Below are 16,267 nucleotides of genomic sequence, written 5' to 3'. Positions count from 1 at the left end.
CGACGCGCCAGGGGGGCTCGGTTCCGTCGAATACTGCGGACAGGTTGGCGATGGTGTCGGCGCCCATGCGGTCGCGGGTTTCCGCGGTCGAGGTGCCGATGTGGGGCAAAAGCGTGACGTTGGCGAGGCCCAGGTAACGTTTGTCGAAATGGGGCTCGCCAGCGAAGACGTCGAGGCCGGCGGCGGCAAGATGGCCGTCTTGCAAGGCGGCGATCAACGCATCGTCGTCCACCAGGTCGCCGCGCGCGGTGTTGACCAGGATGGCGCCGCGTGGAAGCCATGCCAAGCTGTCGCGGTTGACCATGCGGGTGGTTTCGGGGGTGGCCGGTGCATGCAGGCTGACGACCTGTGATGAGCGGAACAGGCTTTCCAATGTGGGATGGAAAATTGCATCGCCCTCTTGCTCGGGCGGCAGGCGACGGCGCTGATGATAGGCGATCTTCATGCCGAAGGCGCGGGCACGGGCCGCCACCGCCTGGCCGATGCGGCCCATGCCGACGATGCCCAGGGTCTTGCCGGTGGGATCGGTTCCCAGATCCTTCCATGCCGTCCACGCCCCCCATTGCCCCTGGCGCAGATCGCGTTCGAAAGCCGACAGACGGCGACATGCCGCCAACAGCAACATCATCGCCACGTCGGCGGTGGCGGTGGTGGTGGCCTCGGGGCAATAGGCGACGACGATGCCGCGCGCCTTGGCCGCTTCGATGTCGATATGGTTGAACCCGACCGAATAGGTGGCGATGACCCGCACGCTGTCGGGAAGGGCGGCGATGGCCGTGGCCGGCAAACGGTCGGTCAGGGTCACCAGCATGCCGTCGGCGCGGTGCGTCTGGGCGCGGGCCACCAGTTCCTCGGGGGGCAACACACCGTCTTCGGGATTACCCAGGCAATCGAAACGCCGGTGCAATTCGGCTTCGACCGAAGGGGGCAGGCGACGGGCGACGACGATTCGTGGTTTGGCCGGCATGGTGAAATCCCGTGAAGTGGTAGGACCAGATTGCCGCGTCGGGGCGGCGCTGTCCAGCGGCGCCGTCAAGAGCCGCTGTCGTCGGGGACTTCCCGTGGCGGAGTGGCGAGAATGCGGTCGATACGCCGGCCGTCCATGTCCACCACCTCGAACCGCCATCCCGACCAGACGAAATATTCGCCGGTCAGCGGCAAATGGGCCAGATGCGACAGCATGAACCCGGCCAGGGTGTGATAGTCGCCCAATTCGCCCAGGCCCGACAGGCCCAGCACGGCCTCGGCCTCCTCGACGGCGATCATGCCGTCCAACAGCCACGACCCGTCCTCGCGGCGGACCGCCGAGGGTTCGTCGCCGATGCCGCCGGGCATTTCTCCGGCCACCGCTTCCAGGAAATCGGTCATGGTGACGATGCCTTCGAAGCCGCCGTATTCGTCCAGCACCATCAGCATGGGGGCGTTGGTCTGTTTGAACAGCTCAAGCACGCGCGGCGCCCGGATACCTTCGTGCACCACCGGGGCCGGCGTCACCGCCGACAGCGGATCGAAGGGTTCGCCGGCCAACAGCTTGCCCAGGATGCGCCGGGTATCGAGCACGCCGACCATGTCGTCCAGCGACCCGCGGGCCACCGGAAAACGCGAATGCGGTGCCTCGGTCATGCGGTGGCGCCAGACATCCAACGGATCGTCGGCGTCAAGCCATACCACGTCGGGCCTGGGTGTCATGATCGATCCCACCGGCCGGTCGGCCAAACGCATGACACGGTCCAGCATTTCCTTTTCCGCCGGCTCGATCACCCCAGCCAGGGCACCTTCGGCGATCACCGCCCGTAATTCGTCCTCGGTGAGTTGTCTGGTGTCGTCCGGTTTCTGCCCCAAAAGCCTGAGGATCAGGTTGGTGGAAACGCGCAATAACGCCACCGCCGGCCCGCCGGCCATGGCGACGCGGCGCATGAAGGGGGCGACGCGGATGGCGATGGTCTCGGAATGATGCATGGCCAGCCGTTTCGGCACCAGTTCGCCGACCACCAGCGACAGGTAGGTGATGGCGCCGACCACGCCGGTCATGGCCATTTCTTCCGACCATTCCGCCAAGGCCGGAACCAGGGCCGCCAGTGCTTCCGCGACATGGCCGCCCAGGGTGGCTCCCGAATAGGCGCCGGCGACGATGCCGACCAGGGTGATGCCGATCTGCACCGTCGACAACAGGCGTGACGGGTCCTTCAGCATTTCAAGCGCCACGCGGGCGCCTTTCGAGCCTTTTTCGGCGCGGCGGCGCAATTCGGCCGGGCGCGACGACACCAGGGCCAGTTCGGACATGGCGAAAAAGCCGTTGATCAGGATCAGGGCGAGAACGATCAGGATCTCGACCCACATGGGCGCGTTCCCCCTTGGATGACGTCAGGCGACCAATGTAGGGAGGATGATGTCCAGGAGCCAGGGGCAATGCGTGTTTGCGCGGTGGCCGGCATGTGGCATGACCACATGCCTCTTGATTCGCCATGTTTGCGTTTGCATAATGTTTCCACGTCGGACGGTGCCCGTTTGGGGCTGTCCGGGTTCTCGGCCCGGCCAATGTGGTGGGCCTCAGTCAATTCGCTCGGAAGGAGGATTTGACGATGCGATTGTCCGCGACCATGCCCGTCATCGGCGAAGATGGTGGCCTTTCCAAATATCTCGGCGACATCCGTGCCTTCCCGGTCCTCGAGGCCGAGGAAGAGTTCATGCTGGCCAAGCGCTGGGTGGATTACGAGGATACCGCCGCCGCCCACAAGCTGGTGACCAGTCACCTGCGTCTGGTGGCCAAGATCGCCATGGGCTATCGCCATTACGGCCTTCCCATGGCCGACCTGATTTCCGAAGGCAATGTCGGCCTGATGCGGGCCGTCAAGAAATTCGACCCGGACAAGGGATTCCGCCTGTCCACCTACGCCATGTGGTGGATCAAGGCGTCGCTCAACGAATTCGTCCTGAACTCCTGGTCTTTGGTCAAGATCGGCACCCTGGCCGCGCAAAAGAAGCTGTTCTTCAACCTGCGCCGCATCAAGGCGCGTCTGAAGCTGCTGGAGGCCGGCGACCTGGCGCCCGAGCACGTGACGGCGATCGCCCGCGAGCTTGATGTCGGCGAAGACGACGTGGTGTCCATGAACCGCCGCATGGCGGGCCGCGATTCCTCGCTCAACGTTCCCTTGGGCGAAAGCGGCACCGAGGCGGTTGCCCTGTTGCCCGACCAGTCCGACAACCAGGAAGCGGCCTACGCCCATCGCGAGGAGATGGCCCAAGGCCGTGGCCTGATCGCCCGCGCCCTGGATACCCTGAGCGAACGCGAGCGCGAGATCTTCGTCGAACGGCGTCTGAAGGACGAACCGATGACGCTGGAGGAACTGGGCGGCCGCTACGGCGTCAGCCGTGAACGCATCCGCCAGATCGAGGCCAAGGCCTTCGACAAGGTCCGTGCCATCGTCCAGGCCGGGTTCGTCGCCCCCAAGGCGCTGCCGGCGGCGTGACGCATTCCCCTGTCCGTGGGCAAGCTCGGACAGGGGAAATTCCTCACGCTTCCTTAAAAATGGGCGGTTGGGCGTTTAATAGGGCTTTGTACCAGCCATCCAGGGGGTGGCTCTCCAGGACATAGCCGATCGGGCAATAAAGATAAAAATCGCGTGCGTTGATGGCTGGCCGGGCTGGGGTCAGCACTTCGAGCAGCTTGCCGTATTCCTGTGGATGCTCCCGTTCAGAAAAATCGCGGATTAGCTGAAGACCGGGGAGATCCCTGTCATCCAGGCGTCGCATGAAGAAACGGCCGGCGCCGGGATCGGCCGGAGTGGTGTCGAACCATGTTCCCGCCAGAAATTGCTGTTCCTCGTTGTTGGGGAAACTGATCAGCAGCATGTTAAGGCCGCGCTGGCGCGTGCGCTCGGGTGCCATGACAAGTGTGACCTTGGTGTTGTTCTCGATCACACAACCGGCATAGCTCTGTTGCTCGAATTCCAATGTGCACTTCAAGTGATTGTTGGCGGCCGTGATGGTCAGCAATCCGCTTTCCGCCACCGGATGGCGGGTGTGTAGCCGGAACATGTTGTAGGTTCCGACAATCTCTTCGCTATCAGCTTCTTGATTGAAATTCTCAATCGCTAACGAGCGCAATATCAGCATCGGCGTTGGCCGTTTCGCCACGCGTTGGCGCTTGGTCAGTAGTGGGCGAAGCTTAGCGATCGGCCATCCCAGAAAATCTTCGGGCAGATACAGCCCCTGGTCCCCAGCCAGGGCGCAAATTTGCCGTTCGTAAGACTGAACTGTCGCCAAGTGGAACGAGGACGTGGGGGTCTTGCTGAAAAACGAGTTCAACGTACGGTCGTTGCGGCCCGCAGCTCCCTTGGGCATCCGTGCCTTGAGAGCACTTTTCAATTGATTTAGCGGCTCTATGGATTGACCGAACAGGTAGAGCGAAACCGCATGCAATTTATCAAGTCTCTCGCCAGGCATTTATATCCCCTTACGTGCAATAAATTGCATGAAATATTATTTAAGTCGTCTTCTTGTGCAAGCTCTGATGTCGGGGGTGCGGATTTGTTTTTATAAAAACCCAAGAATGCGGGGGAAATGCGATTTTGTGCTGATAATTTGCGCCTAATTGCGGCTTGAGTGGTGTGACATGGTGTGGCATCGATGGTGGAGTGGTGGGTTATAATTGGTTTTGATGGCAAGTTGTCCATATGTATTTTCTAGTATAATTTAGTGATTCGATGTTGCTAAAAGTAAAGATGGTGGTGATGGACTAGTACTTGGTTGTTGTAATTCTTTATCTATGTGCTGCAAATCTATTTACTTGCTTGTATTTGATCGATTGTATTTTTCATGTGCGGCGGAAAGCGGAAATATATTGTTGATTTTTATAAAAAATGGCGGCACATTTTGTCTGTCTCAACCTTGAAGTGGGGGTAGACAATGTGTGAAATCCTAAAAAAGGCAATCGCCATGGCTTGGGCCGTTCCTGCGTTGACCGTGTGCTTCTTCGCTATGACTGAGGAGGTGGAAGCGGTGGTTCGGCTGCGGTGTGCCGAAGGGGTCTCGCCCTCTCGTCGTCACGAGATTTCCGCTTGTGTGGCGAAATGGCGGGGGGTGCGTGACGAGCATCGTTATTCTGCCATGCAGCTTACGATGGGAGCTTTTACCAGTTTGTCCGTCGCCGGCTTGACAGCGGCGGGACTGGAGCGGCGTCAACGCGCCAGAGACAATGGAGGTGGAAAGGCGAGCTAAGGTGGTCGCCCCGGTACGTTAGGCGGGGAATTCCCTCTTCGGTAATTTCCCGCCGTACTTGGTTGGCATTTCCAAGTAGCTTTTTGTTGGCTACTTCGACATGGACGATCATGTGGTGTAGGAAACCGGCTTTTGGAAATCCTGGGAATTTCCTTGTTAGCGGCGGCGTGACCTCCGTCAGGTCCTCCCCCGGCATGCCGGGGGAGGAGCCGTGTCAGCAGGTGAAGGCGAGTTTGGTTCCGTCGTCCCAGCCATCCCACAGGAAATCGTCGGCACGGCCTTCGGCGATCAGGCGGAAGGCGTAGCGCGCCTGTTCGCGGTAGAAGGCGCAGTAAGCGCCGACTTGGTCCATGCCCCCGCGCATTTCGTGTGCTTCGGCCGGGCAGGGCGAACCACAGAAATGGCGGATGGGGCAGTCGGCGCAGGCGGCGATGTCCTCGACCTTGCGGCCGGTGACCTTGCGAAAGGCCGGGCTTTCAAGAACGTCCTCGACGCGGTCGTGAAACAGGTTGCCGCCGGCGAATTCGGGCAGGCCGATGAATTCGCTGCACGGAAACAGCTTGCCGTCCGGCGCCAGGGCGAAAAAGGAACGGCCGCCACCGCATGGGCTGATGTCGCACATCAGGCGCCGGGCGGTCGGGGCCAGGATGGAAATCAGGATGTTGGCGAAATTGGCCACCACCAGCTTGCGGCCGGTGTCGCGATAGAGTTGGTGGCTGCGTTCCAGCGCCGCCACATAGGCCGCCGCCAGCGGCACGTCCTCGGCCCAGACCGCGCGTGCGCCGGGCAGGGTGCAGCGGACCACGTTCAGCATGCAGGCCGGAACCTCGCGCTCGTGCAGGAACTCGACCATGCCGGTCAGTGCCGGCAGGTTGTCCTGTGTCATGGTACAGATGACGTTGAAGCCCTTATAGCCGCGCAACCGATCGATGGCGTCCAGGGTCGAAGCGTGCACGCCCTGGCCGTTCCAGCGCTTGCGGGTGCGGTCGGCCACCGTCGCCTCGGCGCCATCCAGCGACAGGCCGATACCGATGCCGCGTGTGGTCAGGAACGTTACCGCGTCCTGGTCCAGCAAGGTGGCGTTGGTCTGAATGCCAAAACGGAAACGGTCGGCGAAGTCGTCCATGGCAACGAACAACGCGTCCTTGGCCAACAGCGGCTCGGCACCATGAAAGATGACCTGCGGCTTGCGGCCTTGGGGAACGGTGGTGGCGAAATACTCGGCCAGACGCTCCAGCGCCGCCCGCACCTGGGCCGCGTCCATCTGTTTGCCGCCCTGGCGCAGACCGGTGGGGATGTAGCAATAGGAGCAGTTCAAGTTGCAGCGTTCGGTGGCGTTGAAATAGACCGCCGAGGGTTTGAGGTGGAAGCGCAGCATGTCCATCTCACGACGGAACTCGGCCGAGTGCGTGGCATGGGCGCGGGCCAGGGCGCCGTCCGCCGCCGCCACTTCCAGGCTGTCGCGGCGCACCAGCGACCAGAAGGCGTCGTCGGGGGCGATCATGGCGACATAGTCGTCGTGGCCGATGTCGAACGGCACCAGGGCCGAGGCCCCTTGCGGGGCCTCGGAATGGAAAACGGCGCTCATCGTGCCGCGTCCTTGTCCATCAGGACATAGTGGGACAGGCCGGTGCCGGTGGCGTCGCAGGTCTTGCGCGTGGCGATGACCGGCGGGCGGTGGGTGCTTTCGGTGCTTTCGGTGGTTTTGGTTGTGTCGTGGGATTGCGGCTTCATCGTGCCTTCTCCGATCGGGTGGGGACGTCGGACGGGCAGCACGAAACGCTGCGCCGGCCGAAACCCTTTGCCATCGGATTTCGCCCCCACGGGTCGTCAAATGATCCAACAGGTCTTCTGGCTTCCGGGTCGACCGCCAAAGCCGCACCTTCCCGGCCCAAGGGCCAGTGGCTGCCCCGCACGGGGCACGCGGCCGGCGTCACCGGTTACAGCGGCGGGACCGCCACGGAATTTCACCGTGTTCCGGGATGCTGGACAGGGATGGAATAAGGCAGGGGGAAGGGGGTGGCTGTGACTGTGGTCAAGCGCCGCTTGGGTAACCGGAAGGGTGTTCAGGCAACCACAAGGAAATAAAGCGCGGCGGCTGTCGCCACCGTCAGCGCCGCCATGGTCGCGGCGCGCCAAAAACGCCGCCGGCCGGGGGTCGAGTTGTCGTTGGCCGGGGGCGGAAGCCGTCGGGGCGGCGCGGGAACGCGCCGCCCTTCCGGTTCAGGTCTATGCGTCGTCCGCTTAGGCACGCTTGTCCAGCGGGATGAACGCGCGCTGGGGCTCGCCCACATAAAGCTGGCGCGGACGGCCGATCTTCTGATCGGGGTCGGTCAGCATTTCGTTCCACTGGGCGATCCAGCCCACGGTACGGGCCAGGGCGAACAGCGAGGTGAACATCTGGGTCGGGATGCCCATGGCGCGGAAGATGATACCCGAATAGAAGTCCACGTTCGGGAACAGCTTGCGGCTGACGAAGTAATCGTCCTCGAGCGCGATGCGCTCCAGTTCCATGGCCAGCTTGAGCAGCGGCTCGTCCTGCACGCCCAGTTCGTCCAGAACCTCGTGACAGGTCTTCTGCATGATCTTGGCGCGCGGGTCGTAGTTCTTGTAGACGCGGTGGCCAAAGCCCATCAGACGGAACGGATCGTCCTTGTCCTTGGCCTTCTTGATGAACTCGGGGATGCGCTCGACCGAGCCGATCTCGCCCAGCATGTTCAGCACGGCCTCGTTGGCGCCGCCATGGGCGGGACCCCACAGCGAGGCGATGCCGGCGGCGATGCAGGCGAACGGGTTGGCACCCGACGAACCGGCCAGACGCACGGTCGAGGTCGAGGCGTTCTGCTCGTGGTCGGCGTGCAGGATCAGGATGCGATCCATGGCCTTGGCCAGGACCGGGCTGACCTTGTACTGCTCGCACGGGGTGGCGAACATCAGGTGCAGGAAGTTCTCGGCGTAGCTGAGGCCGTTCTGCGGGTACATGAAGGGCTGGCCCTGCATGTACTTGTACGCCCAGCCGGTGACGGTCGGCATCTTGGCGATCAGCCGGTAGCTGGCGATCATGCGCTGATGCGGATCATTGATGTCGGTGGAATCGTGGTAGAAGGCGGCCATGGCGCCGACCACGCCGCACATGACGGCCATCGGGTGGGCGTCGCGACGGAAGCCGCGATAGAAGAAGTTGATCTGCTCATTCAGCATGGAATGGCGGATGATGTCCTTCTCGAACTTGGCCTTCTGCTCGGGGTTCGGCAGCTCGCCCTTGAGGATCAGGTAGGCGACTTCCAGGAACTCGCAGTTCTCGGCCAGGTCGGCGATGGCATAGCCGCGATGCAGGAGCACACCCTCGTCGCCATCGATGTAGGTGATGGCCGACTTGCACGAACCGGTCGAGGTGAAGCCGGGGTCGTAGGTGAAGATGTCCTGCTCGGCATAGAGCTTGCGGATGTCCGCTACCTTGGGGCCCACGGAACCGGAAAGCAGCGGCATCTCGGTTTGCTTGCCGGTGCTGTTGTTGATAAGGGTGACAGTTTCTTTGCTCATGCTGCTTTCCCCGTGTTTCGTTGTTCGGTTGACGTTTTCGGCGTGCCGCCGGGGAGGGGCCCGGCGGCGTTCATGCTCAGGGGGTGTCCTTCCCTGTGATGTCCTCGATGCGGGCGGTGGCCTCGGCGCGTCCCAGCACTTCCATCACTTCGAAGATGGGTGGGGACACAGAAGACCCGGTCAACGCCGCCCGCAAAGGCTGCGCCACCTTGCCCAGCTTCTGGCCACGGCTTTCCGCGAAAGTGCGGGCGGCCTCCTCCAGAACGTGTTTCGTCCATTCGGACTCGGCGACCGACTGGACGTAATCTCGCAACAAGGCCCGTGCGTCGGAATCGTCCAACGCCTTGGCGGCCTTGTCATCCAGCGCCAATGGGCGCGGACGCACGTAGAACAGCGCGGAATCGGCCAATTCCACCAAAGTCTTGGCCCGTTCCTTCATACCGGCCATGCCGGCGGTCAGACGGCGGCGCCCTTCGGCATCCACCGGCGCCCCCACCTTGGCCTCGACCATTGGCGCGATCAAGTCAACCAGACGGCTGTCGTCCGACTGGCGCAGATAATGGCCGTTGAGGTTGGTCAACTTGGTCATGTCGAAACGCGACGGCGAACGGCCGACGCCGGCCAGGTCGAACCATTCGACGGCCTGTTCGGTCGGGATGATCTCGTCGTCGCCATGGCCCCAGCCCAGGCGCAGAAGATAGTTGCGCATGGCCTCGGGCAGGAAGCCCATGTCGCGGTAGGCCTCGGCCCCCAGCGCGCCATGACGCTTGGACAGCTTGGCGCCGTCGGGGCCGTGGATCAGCGGGATGTGAGCGAATTGCGGGATGTCCCAGCCGCAGGCCTTGTAAAGCTGGTATTGGCGGAAGGCGTTGGTCAGGTGGTCGTCGCCGCGGATGACGTGGGTGATGCCCATGTCGTGGTCGTCCACCACCACCGACAGCATGTAGGTGGGCGTGCCATCGGCGCGCAACAGCACCATGTCGTCCAGTTGCGAGTTGACGACGCGGACTTCGCCTTGCACCAGATCGTGGATCACGGTGTCGCCGTCCTGCGGCGCCTTGAGACGCACCACCGCCTTGGCCCCGGCCGGAGCCTCGGACGGGTCGCGGTCGCGCCAGATGCCGGGATAGCGCATGGGCTTGCCCTCGGCGCGCTGCTGCTCGCGAATCTTCTCCAGTTCCTCGGGGGTGCAATAGCAGTAATAGGCCTTGCCCTCGGCCACCAATTGGCGGGCGACCTCGGCATGGCGGTCCATGCGGGCGAACTGGAACACCGCCTCGCCGTCCCAATCGAGGCCCAGCCACTTGATGCCGTCGAAAATGGCGTCCACCGCCTGTTGGGTGGAGCGCGCCCGGTCGGTGTCCTCGATGCGCAGCAGGAACTGGCCGCCGTGGTGACGGGCGAACAGCCAGTTGAACAGCGCGGTGCGCGCGCCGCCAATGTGGAGGAAGCCAGTCGGAGAAGGGGCGAAACGGGTGACCACCGACATGATAGGTATCGAAACTCCTAGCGCCATACGTAGCAGGCCGCATCTCTCTAGCATATCTTGAGACGGATGACAGCCCGATGAGTGGGGGGGATGGCGATTTTCCTGCCCGATAGGATAGGCGGCTTCCTGGTCCAAAGGCTAGGGCCTTTTGCAAATGCAAACATCGTCGCGACGGTGATGGCCGAGCGCGAACGTTGGCCTTTGTGGTTGCCGACTTTCCTGGGGCTGGGAATCTCGCTGTACTTCCTTGCCCCGGCCGAACCGCCGCTATGGCTGGGCGGGGCAGGGGCGGTCGGTACCCTATCTCTAGCCTGGGCGGTGCGCAAGCGTCCGCACCATCTGTTGGTCGCCTTGCCGTTGCTGGCGCTGGCGGCCGGTTTTTTCACCGCCCAGTGGCGGACGGCCATGGTCGCCCATCCGGTACTGGAGCGCCCCACCGGTCTGGTGCGGCTGCAAGGGATGGTCGCGGAAGTGGAGCTGTTGGCCGAGGGCGGACAGCGGGTGCTGTTGGACGATGTCCGGGTCGAGGTCGAAGGGCCGTCTCCCCGCCGGGTGCGCCTTCGCCTGCGCGAGGATATGGACCTGGCGGTGGGGTGCCGGATCGCCGTCACCGCGCAATTGATTCCGCCGCCGCAACCGTCGGCACCGGGCGCTTTTGACTTCGCCCGCCACGCCTGGTTCCAGGAATTGGGGGCCATCGGCACCATGCGAGGCCGCCCGCAAATCCTGGACGAAGGAGAGGGGCAAGGGGCGTGGGCGACGCTTAACGAACTGCGCCGGGTCATCGCCCGACGTATTCTCGACCTGTTGCCCAAGGATGGCAGCGGTGCCGTTGCGGCCGCCCTGGTGACCGGTGAAACCGGTGCCATTCCGCGCAAGGTGCTGGACGATTACCGCGATTCCGGTCTGGCCCATATCCTGTCCATTTCCGGGTTGCACATGGGGTTGGCGGCCGGCCTGGTGTTCTTCGTGGTGCGCGGCGGGCTGGCGCTGGTGCCGGCGGTGGCCTTGCGCCGCCCGATCAAGAAATGGGCGGCGGTGGCGGCGTTGTTCACCACCTTCTTTTATATGTTGCTGGCTGGGGCGCCGGTGCCGACACAACGCTCGTTCCTGATGACCGGCATCGTGCTGGTGGCGGTGTTGCTGGACCGTAGCGCGCTTTCCATGCGGCTGGTGGCGTGGGCGGCGGTCGTGGTGTTGTTGTTGACGCCCGAGGTTCTGGTCGGCCCCAGCTTTCAGATGTCGTTCGCCGCCGTCGCCGCGCTGATCGCCGCATACGAGGTCTTGTCGCCGCGGCTTGCCGTCTGGCGGGCCGAACATCGCGGCTGGGCGGCGGCGGCGGGGCTCTATCTGGCGGGGGTGGTGGTGTCTACCTTGGTGGCGGGCGGTGCCACCGCCGTTTACGGCATCTACCATTTCAACCGCTTCGCCGTGTGGTCGGTGGCGGCCAACGCGCTGGCGGTGCCGTTGTCCGGTGTGGTCATGCCATTCGCCGCTTTAGGGTTGCTGCTGATGCCGCTTGGGCTCGACGCTTGGGCCTGGATGTTCATGGGCTGGGGAGTCGCTGCCATCAACCATGTGGCGGCCATGGTCGCCGGCTGGCCGGCGGCGGCGATTTCCTTGCCGGTGTTGCCGCTTTGGGGATTGGTGTTGTTCTCATTTGGCCTTTGCTGGCTGGTTCTGTGGCGGCGGCGCTGGCGGCTGTGGGGGGCTTTGTCCATGGTTCTGGGGGTGGCCGCCATGGCGCTGGATGACCCTCCCGACATTTTGGTGGATGGGCGGGGTTATGCCTTTGGGGTGCGTGCCGCCGACGGCACCCTTTTGGTCAACCGTGGTGGGCGTATCCAGCGCGAGACCTGGGCCCGCCGTGCCGGCCCGGCCGCCGTCGAACGCTGGCCAAAGCGTGGCCGCTCCAATGACGGGCGGCTGGCCTGTGACGCCTTGGGGTGCGTCTATCGTGGCGCCGGCATCCAGGTTGCCCTGGTGCAGCAGGACGAAGGGATCGCCGCCGCCTGCGACGGCTCCGCCCAGGTGGTGGTTGCCGCCGTCCCCATCCGGCAGGCCTGCCGTGGCGCGGCGGCGGTGGTGGACCGTTTCGACCTGTGGCGCCGTGGCGCCCACGCCCTGTGGTTGACGGAGAAGGGTGCCCGAATTGAAACCGTTGCCGAGTGGCAGGGGGACCGACCCTGGGCGCACCGGCCGCATCGGCGGAGGAAAATGGCCGAGAGCAGTGAGGTGGGGGATATCATGAAGGATGAGGATGAATAGAGAAGGGTTGTGTAGTGCGCCTAAAGTCGCGATCTGGTTGATACCTTTGTATGAGGTGCTTATTCACTTTTGTTGATTTTATGAATTTGAAGTCCTCTTCGGATTGACTGTTTTTTGGTGTATCGTCGTGAAGGATTTTTGATTCGTGGACACGTGTGTTGCGACAAAAGGGGCATGGGTGTCCAACGTGCGAAGGTGGTCCGTCCAATGAAAATCAAGTCTGTCAAAATCAAGATCGCCGCCTTGGCGGGGTTGTGCCTGTTGGTGACCGCCGCAGCCGTGGTTACGTTCGGCATCATTTTCACCAACGGCAGCAACCGTTTCGTTGACGAAAACGTTTCAAGACTGATGGATGACAAGAGCAAGGACTACATGCAGGAAGTGGCCGCGCGTCAGGCCGCCCGCATCCAATTCGAGTTCGACGAGGCGTTGCAGATCGCCAGGACCTTCGCGTTGCGTGCGGCCAAGGTGGTGGGAAGCTCGGGCGCCGATGGCATCACGGTTGGCGAGCGGCGGGCCTATTTCAATGAGATGCTGCATTTCGGGTTGCTCGCCAATGAAAAGCTGAACGGCACCTATTCGGCGTGGGAACCCGACGCCATGGATGGTCAGGACCAGCTTTATCGGGGGAATCGCGACAGTGGTTCCGACAACACGGGGCGATTCCTGTCCTATTGGACCCGTGGCAGCGACGGCAAGATCGCGCTCCAGCCTTTGGTGGAATATGACAGCCGCGACCTGCATCCCAACGGTGTGATGAAGGGAGGCTGGTACATCGGTCCCCAGGAAACCGGCCACGAAAGCGTGTTGGGGCCGTTGCCCTATGTGGTTCAGGGCAAGAATGTCTATTTGGCGACCATTTCAGTACCGGTGAAGGTCGGGGGCAAGTTTCTGGGGGTGACCGGGACGGACTTCAACCTGGACTTCGTGCAGACGCTGGCCAACAAGGTCAGTCAATCCATCTTCGGTGGCAAAAGCGAGGTGGTGATCCTCAGCGACCTGGGGCTGGTCGTGGCGAACAGCGATCATCCCGAACGTATCGGCAAGTCGTTTTCTTCGTTCAGCCGCACCTGGAATGACGATCTGGCGACGGTGAAGGCTGGCCGCGGTTCGGTGGCGTGGCAGGAAGAAACCGGCATGTTGCAGGTGTTCAGCCCCATCGCCTTGGGCCAGACCGGAAAACCGTGGTCGGTGCTGGTCAGCGTTCCGCGCGACGTGGTGATGGCCGAAGCCAACGCCCTGACCGCCGCGTTGAATCAGCGCGCCGCCGATTCGCGGTTGTGGCAGGTGGTGACCGGGCTGGTGGTGGCTCTGTTGGCCATTGGCGTCATGTGGGTGGTTGCCGGCGGGGTTGCCCGTCCGGTGGTGGCCATGACCGCCGCCATGAAGGCCCTGGCCGGCGGCAACCATCAGGTCGAGGTTCCGGCTCGCGATCAGGCGGACGAACTGGGGCAGATGGCCCAGGCCGTTCAGGTGTTCAAGGACAACGCCATCGAGGTCGAGCGACTTCAAGCGGAGCAGGTGGCGCAGAAAGAGCGGGCCGAGGCCGAGCAGCGTCGCCGCATGAATGAGTTGGCTTCCAATTTCGAGGCCAGCGTCATGGGGGTGGTCGAGGCGGTGTCCGCGCGTTCCGGCGAGATGGCGGCGGCGGCTCAATCCTTGTCCGATCTTGCGTCTCAGACCGAGGAGGAAGCGGCGGCCGTGGCGGTGGCTTCCGAACAGGCGTCGTCCAACGTCCAGACAGTTGCTTCCGCCACCACGGAATTGTCGGCGGCCATTCAGGAAATCGGGCAACAGGTCCTGCAATCCGCCGATGTCGCGGCGTCGGCGGTGGCCGAGGCCAACCGCGTCAACCAGATCGTCACCGACCTCGCCCAGGCGGCGCAGAGGATCGGCGAGGTTGTGGGATTGATCAACGATATCGCCAGCCAAACCAATCTGCTGGCGTTGAACGCCACCATCGAGGCCGCTCGTGCCGGCGATGCCGGCAAGGGCTTCGCGGTGGTCGCCAATGAAGTGAAAAGCCTGGCCAATCAAACCGCCAAGGCTACCGATGAGATCGGTTCCCAGATTTCCTCTGTCCAGCAGGCGACTCAAGAGGCGGTGGGGGCCATCAAGGGCATCACTTCGACCATCTCGCGGATCAGCGAGATTTCTTCGTCCATTTCGTCCGCGGTCGAGGAACAGGGAGCCGCCACCCAGGAAATCGCCCGCAATGTTCAACAGGCGTCCGATGGTGTGGGAGATGTTACCCATCGTATCTCGACCGTGACGCAGGCATCGACCAAGACGGGGCAAGCCTCGGGGCAGGTTCTGTCGGCGGCCCGCCAATTGTCGGAGCAATCCGAGCGCCTGAAGGGGGATGTCGGCAGCTTCGTCGCCCGTATCCGTTCGTAAGGAAGGCTCGGCGCCCCGTCAATGTTCGTTGACGGGGTGCTGGCTTTCATGGACGGGTTCTAGCTATTTGATCTCTCTAACTTTTACTGAATCTGTCCAGCCCCAGGCCGGCCATGTCAATCTCGGGCTGACGGCCCGACACAAGGTCGGCCAGCGCCCGTCCCGAACCACACGCCATGGTCCAGCCCAAGGTGCCGTGCCCGGTGTCGAGATAGAGGTTGGCATAGGGCGTGCGCCCCAGGATCGGCACGCTGTCGGGGGTGACCGGGCGCAATCCGGTCCACGGTTCGGCGCGGTCGAAATCGCCGGCTTGTGGGAACAGCGCGCTGGCGTGGCGGCGGATCAGATGCCAGCGCTCCTCGGTCAGGGTGGTGTCGTAGCCGGTCATTTCGGCGGTGCCGGCGCAGCGCAGGCGGTCGCCCAGACGGGAATAGACCATCTTGTGTTCGTCGTCGGTGACCGACACCACGGGCGCCGCCGGGCCGTCGGCGGGCAGGGTGATGGAATAGCCCTTGGCCGGGACGACCGGAAGACGCAGGCCCAGCGGCCGGGCCAGCAACGGGCTGTAGCTGCCGGCGGCCAGCACGAAAGCGTCGGCGGTCAGCGGTCCGTGATCGCTGTCGGCGACGGCGACGCGATCGGCGTCGCGGATCAGGGCGCGCACGGTGACGCCGTGGCGGAAGGTCACGCCGCGTGCGGCGGCCAGCGCGGCCAGCGCCAGGGTGAACTTGTGGGCGTCGCCGCTTTCGTCGCCAGGGGTGAAGATTCCGCCGGCCAACTGGTCGGCCACCGGGATCAGCGCCGGCTCGATGGCGGTGCATTCGGCCGTCGTCTTGGCCAGACGGTCCAACCCCCAATCCTGCATCATCCCTGCCGCCTTGCGGGCGGCGGCGAACTCGGCGCCGTCGCGATAGACGTGCAGGATGCCCAGGCTGCGCTGGTCGTAGGCGATGCCGGTTTCGGCCCGCAATTCCTGAAGACAGGCCCGCGAATAGATGGCGACCCGCAACGTGCGTTCCATGTTGGCCGCCGCGCGCGGCCCCGGACAATTGGCCAGGAAGCGTAAGCCCCAACGCCACAGTTCGGGGTCCCAGCGGCCCAGCCGGAACAACAGCGGCGCGTCCTTGCGGCCCAGCCATTTGGCGATTTTGGGCAGCACGCCGGGATTGGCCCACGGTTCGGCATGACAGGGCGAGATCTGGCCGCCGTTGGCGAAGCTGGTTTCCATGCCGGGGGCTGGCTGACGGTCGACCACCGTCACCTCGTGCCCGGCCTTGGCCAGATACCAGGCGGCGGCGGTGCCGACCACGCCGGCACCGAGAACCAGCACCCTCACGCTCACCTCCATCG

General features: G+C 63.5%; 11 protein-coding genes and 1 riboswitch. Of the genes, 3 read left to right on the top strand and 8 right to left on the bottom strand.

The genetic code is table 11. From position 1 onward, the window contains the following. Both G4223_RS04910 and G4223_RS04905 read right to left on the bottom strand, forming a co-directional pair. A partial coding sequence (locus tag G4223_RS04910; RefSeq protein WP_163675834.1) for a 2-hydroxyacid dehydrogenase occupies positions 1-967 on the bottom strand: 967 nt, incomplete at its 3' end. A gap of 65 nt (positions 968-1,032) precedes the next feature. Next, positions 1,033-2,340, bottom strand: a complete 1,308-nt coding sequence (locus G4223_RS04905) for a hemolysin family protein (RefSeq protein WP_163675831.1) — start codon at positions 2,338-2,340, stop codon at positions 1,033-1,035. A 242-nt stretch (positions 2,341-2,582) separates the two neighbouring features. On the opposite strand from G4223_RS04905, the gene rpoH reads away from it, so the two are divergent. Continuing rightward, positions 2,583-3,470: an RNA polymerase sigma factor RpoH gene (gene rpoH / locus G4223_RS04900; RefSeq protein ID WP_163675828.1), complete on the top strand. Its 888-nt coding sequence runs from the start codon at positions 2,583-2,585 to the stop codon at positions 3,468-3,470. 43 nt (positions 3,471-3,513) lie between these two features. Here rpoH and G4223_RS04895 read toward each other — a convergent pair whose 3' ends face one another. The 5 genes from G4223_RS04895 to gltX all read right to left on the bottom strand — a co-directional run bounded on the left by G4223_RS04895 (position 3,514) and on the right by gltX (position 10,252). Further along, on the bottom strand, positions 3,514-4,446 hold the full coding sequence (locus G4223_RS04895) for a hypothetical protein (protein WP_163675825.1): 933 nt from the start codon (positions 4,444-4,446) through the stop codon (positions 3,514-3,516). Positions 4,447-5,434: 988 nt separating this feature from the next. Next, positions 5,435-6,808 (bottom strand): peptide-modifying radical SAM enzyme CbpB, encoded by a 1,374-nt coding sequence (cbpB, locus tag G4223_RS04890; RefSeq protein WP_163675822.1) that lies wholly within the window; start codon positions 6,806-6,808, stop codon positions 5,435-5,437. Beyond that, positions 6,805-6,954: a modified peptide precursor CbpA gene (cbpA, locus tag G4223_RS04885; RefSeq protein WP_163675819.1), complete on the bottom strand. Its 150-nt coding sequence runs from the start codon at positions 6,952-6,954 to the stop codon at positions 6,805-6,807. Before cbpA ends, cbpB begins: the two co-directional genes overlap by 4 nt. A gap of 112 nt (positions 6,955-7,066) precedes the next feature. Further along, a riboswitch (cobalamin riboswitch) is annotated at positions 7,067-7,199 on the bottom strand. A gap of 265 nt (positions 7,200-7,464) precedes the next feature. Continuing rightward, on the bottom strand, positions 7,465-8,763 hold the full coding sequence (gene gltA, locus G4223_RS04880) for a citrate synthase (RefSeq protein ID WP_163675816.1): 1,299 nt from the start codon (positions 8,761-8,763) through the stop codon (positions 7,465-7,467). A 76-nt stretch (positions 8,764-8,839) separates the two neighbouring features. Continuing rightward, positions 8,840-10,252 carry a glutamate--tRNA ligase gene (gene gltX / locus G4223_RS04875; protein WP_163675814.1) on the bottom strand — a complete coding sequence of 471 codons (1,413 nt, stop codon included), beginning with the start codon at positions 10,250-10,252 and terminating at the stop codon, positions 8,840-8,842. 177 nt (positions 10,253-10,429) lie between these two features. On the opposite strand from gltX, the gene G4223_RS04870 reads away from it, so the two are divergent. Further along, a complete protein-coding gene (locus tag G4223_RS04870; RefSeq protein ID WP_241003953.1) occupies positions 10,430-12,520 on the top strand; it encodes a ComEC/Rec2 family competence protein in 2,091 nt (696 codons plus the stop codon). A gap of 207 nt (positions 12,521-12,727) precedes the next feature. Further along, positions 12,728-14,917, top strand: coding sequence for a methyl-accepting chemotaxis protein (locus G4223_RS04865; protein ID WP_163675808.1), 2,190 nt, complete (start codon positions 12,728-12,730; stop codon positions 14,915-14,917). A 76-nt stretch (positions 14,918-14,993) separates the two neighbouring features. Here the strand turns inward: G4223_RS04865 and G4223_RS04860 are convergent, their stop codons facing one another. Then, positions 14,994-16,253 (bottom strand): D-amino acid dehydrogenase, encoded by a 1,260-nt coding sequence (locus tag G4223_RS04860; RefSeq protein WP_163675805.1) that lies wholly within the window; start codon positions 16,251-16,253, stop codon positions 14,994-14,996. Between the last annotated feature and the right edge of the window lie 14 nt (positions 16,254-16,267).

Origin of the sequence: Magnetospirillum aberrantis SpK (assembly GCF_011022235.1) — a bacterium.
In the GTDB taxonomy this organism is placed as follows: Bacteria; Pseudomonadota; Alphaproteobacteria; order Rhodospirillales; family Magnetospirillaceae; genus Magnetospirillum; species Magnetospirillum aberrantis.
The sequence above is the reverse complement of the archived record's forward strand: the minus strand, read 5'-3'. Positions and strand labels throughout refer to the sequence as shown.

Coding starts and splice junctions, on each gene's coding strand:
- G4223_RS04905 (WP_163675831.1), bottom strand. CDS start 2,340: ATGTGGGTCGAGATCCTGATCGTTCTCGCCCTGATCCTGATCAACGGC.
- rpoH (WP_163675828.1), top strand. CDS start 2,583: ATGCGATTGTCCGCGACCATGCCCGTCATCGGCGAAGATGGTGGCCTT.
- G4223_RS04895 (WP_163675825.1), bottom strand. CDS start 4,446: ATGCCTGGCGAGAGACTTGATAAATTGCATGCGGTTTCGCTCTACCTG.
- cbpB (WP_163675822.1), bottom strand. CDS start 6,808: ATGAGCGCCGTTTTCCATTCCGAGGCCCCGCAAGGGGCCTCGGCCCTG.
- cbpA (WP_163675819.1), bottom strand. CDS start 6,954: ATGAAGCCGCAATCCCACGACACAACCAAAACCACCGAAAGCACCGAA.
- gltA (WP_163675816.1), bottom strand. CDS start 8,763: ATGAGCAAAGAAACTGTCACCCTTATCAACAACAGCACCGGCAAGCAA.
- gltX (WP_163675814.1), bottom strand. CDS start 10,252: ATGTCGGTGGTCACCCGTTTCGCCCCTTCTCCGACTGGCTTCCTCCAC.
- G4223_RS04870 (WP_241003953.1), top strand. CDS start 10,430: ATGGCCGAGCGCGAACGTTGGCCTTTGTGGTTGCCGACTTTCCTGGGG.
- G4223_RS04865 (WP_163675808.1), top strand. CDS start 12,728: ATGAAAATCAAGTCTGTCAAAATCAAGATCGCCGCCTTGGCGGGGTTG.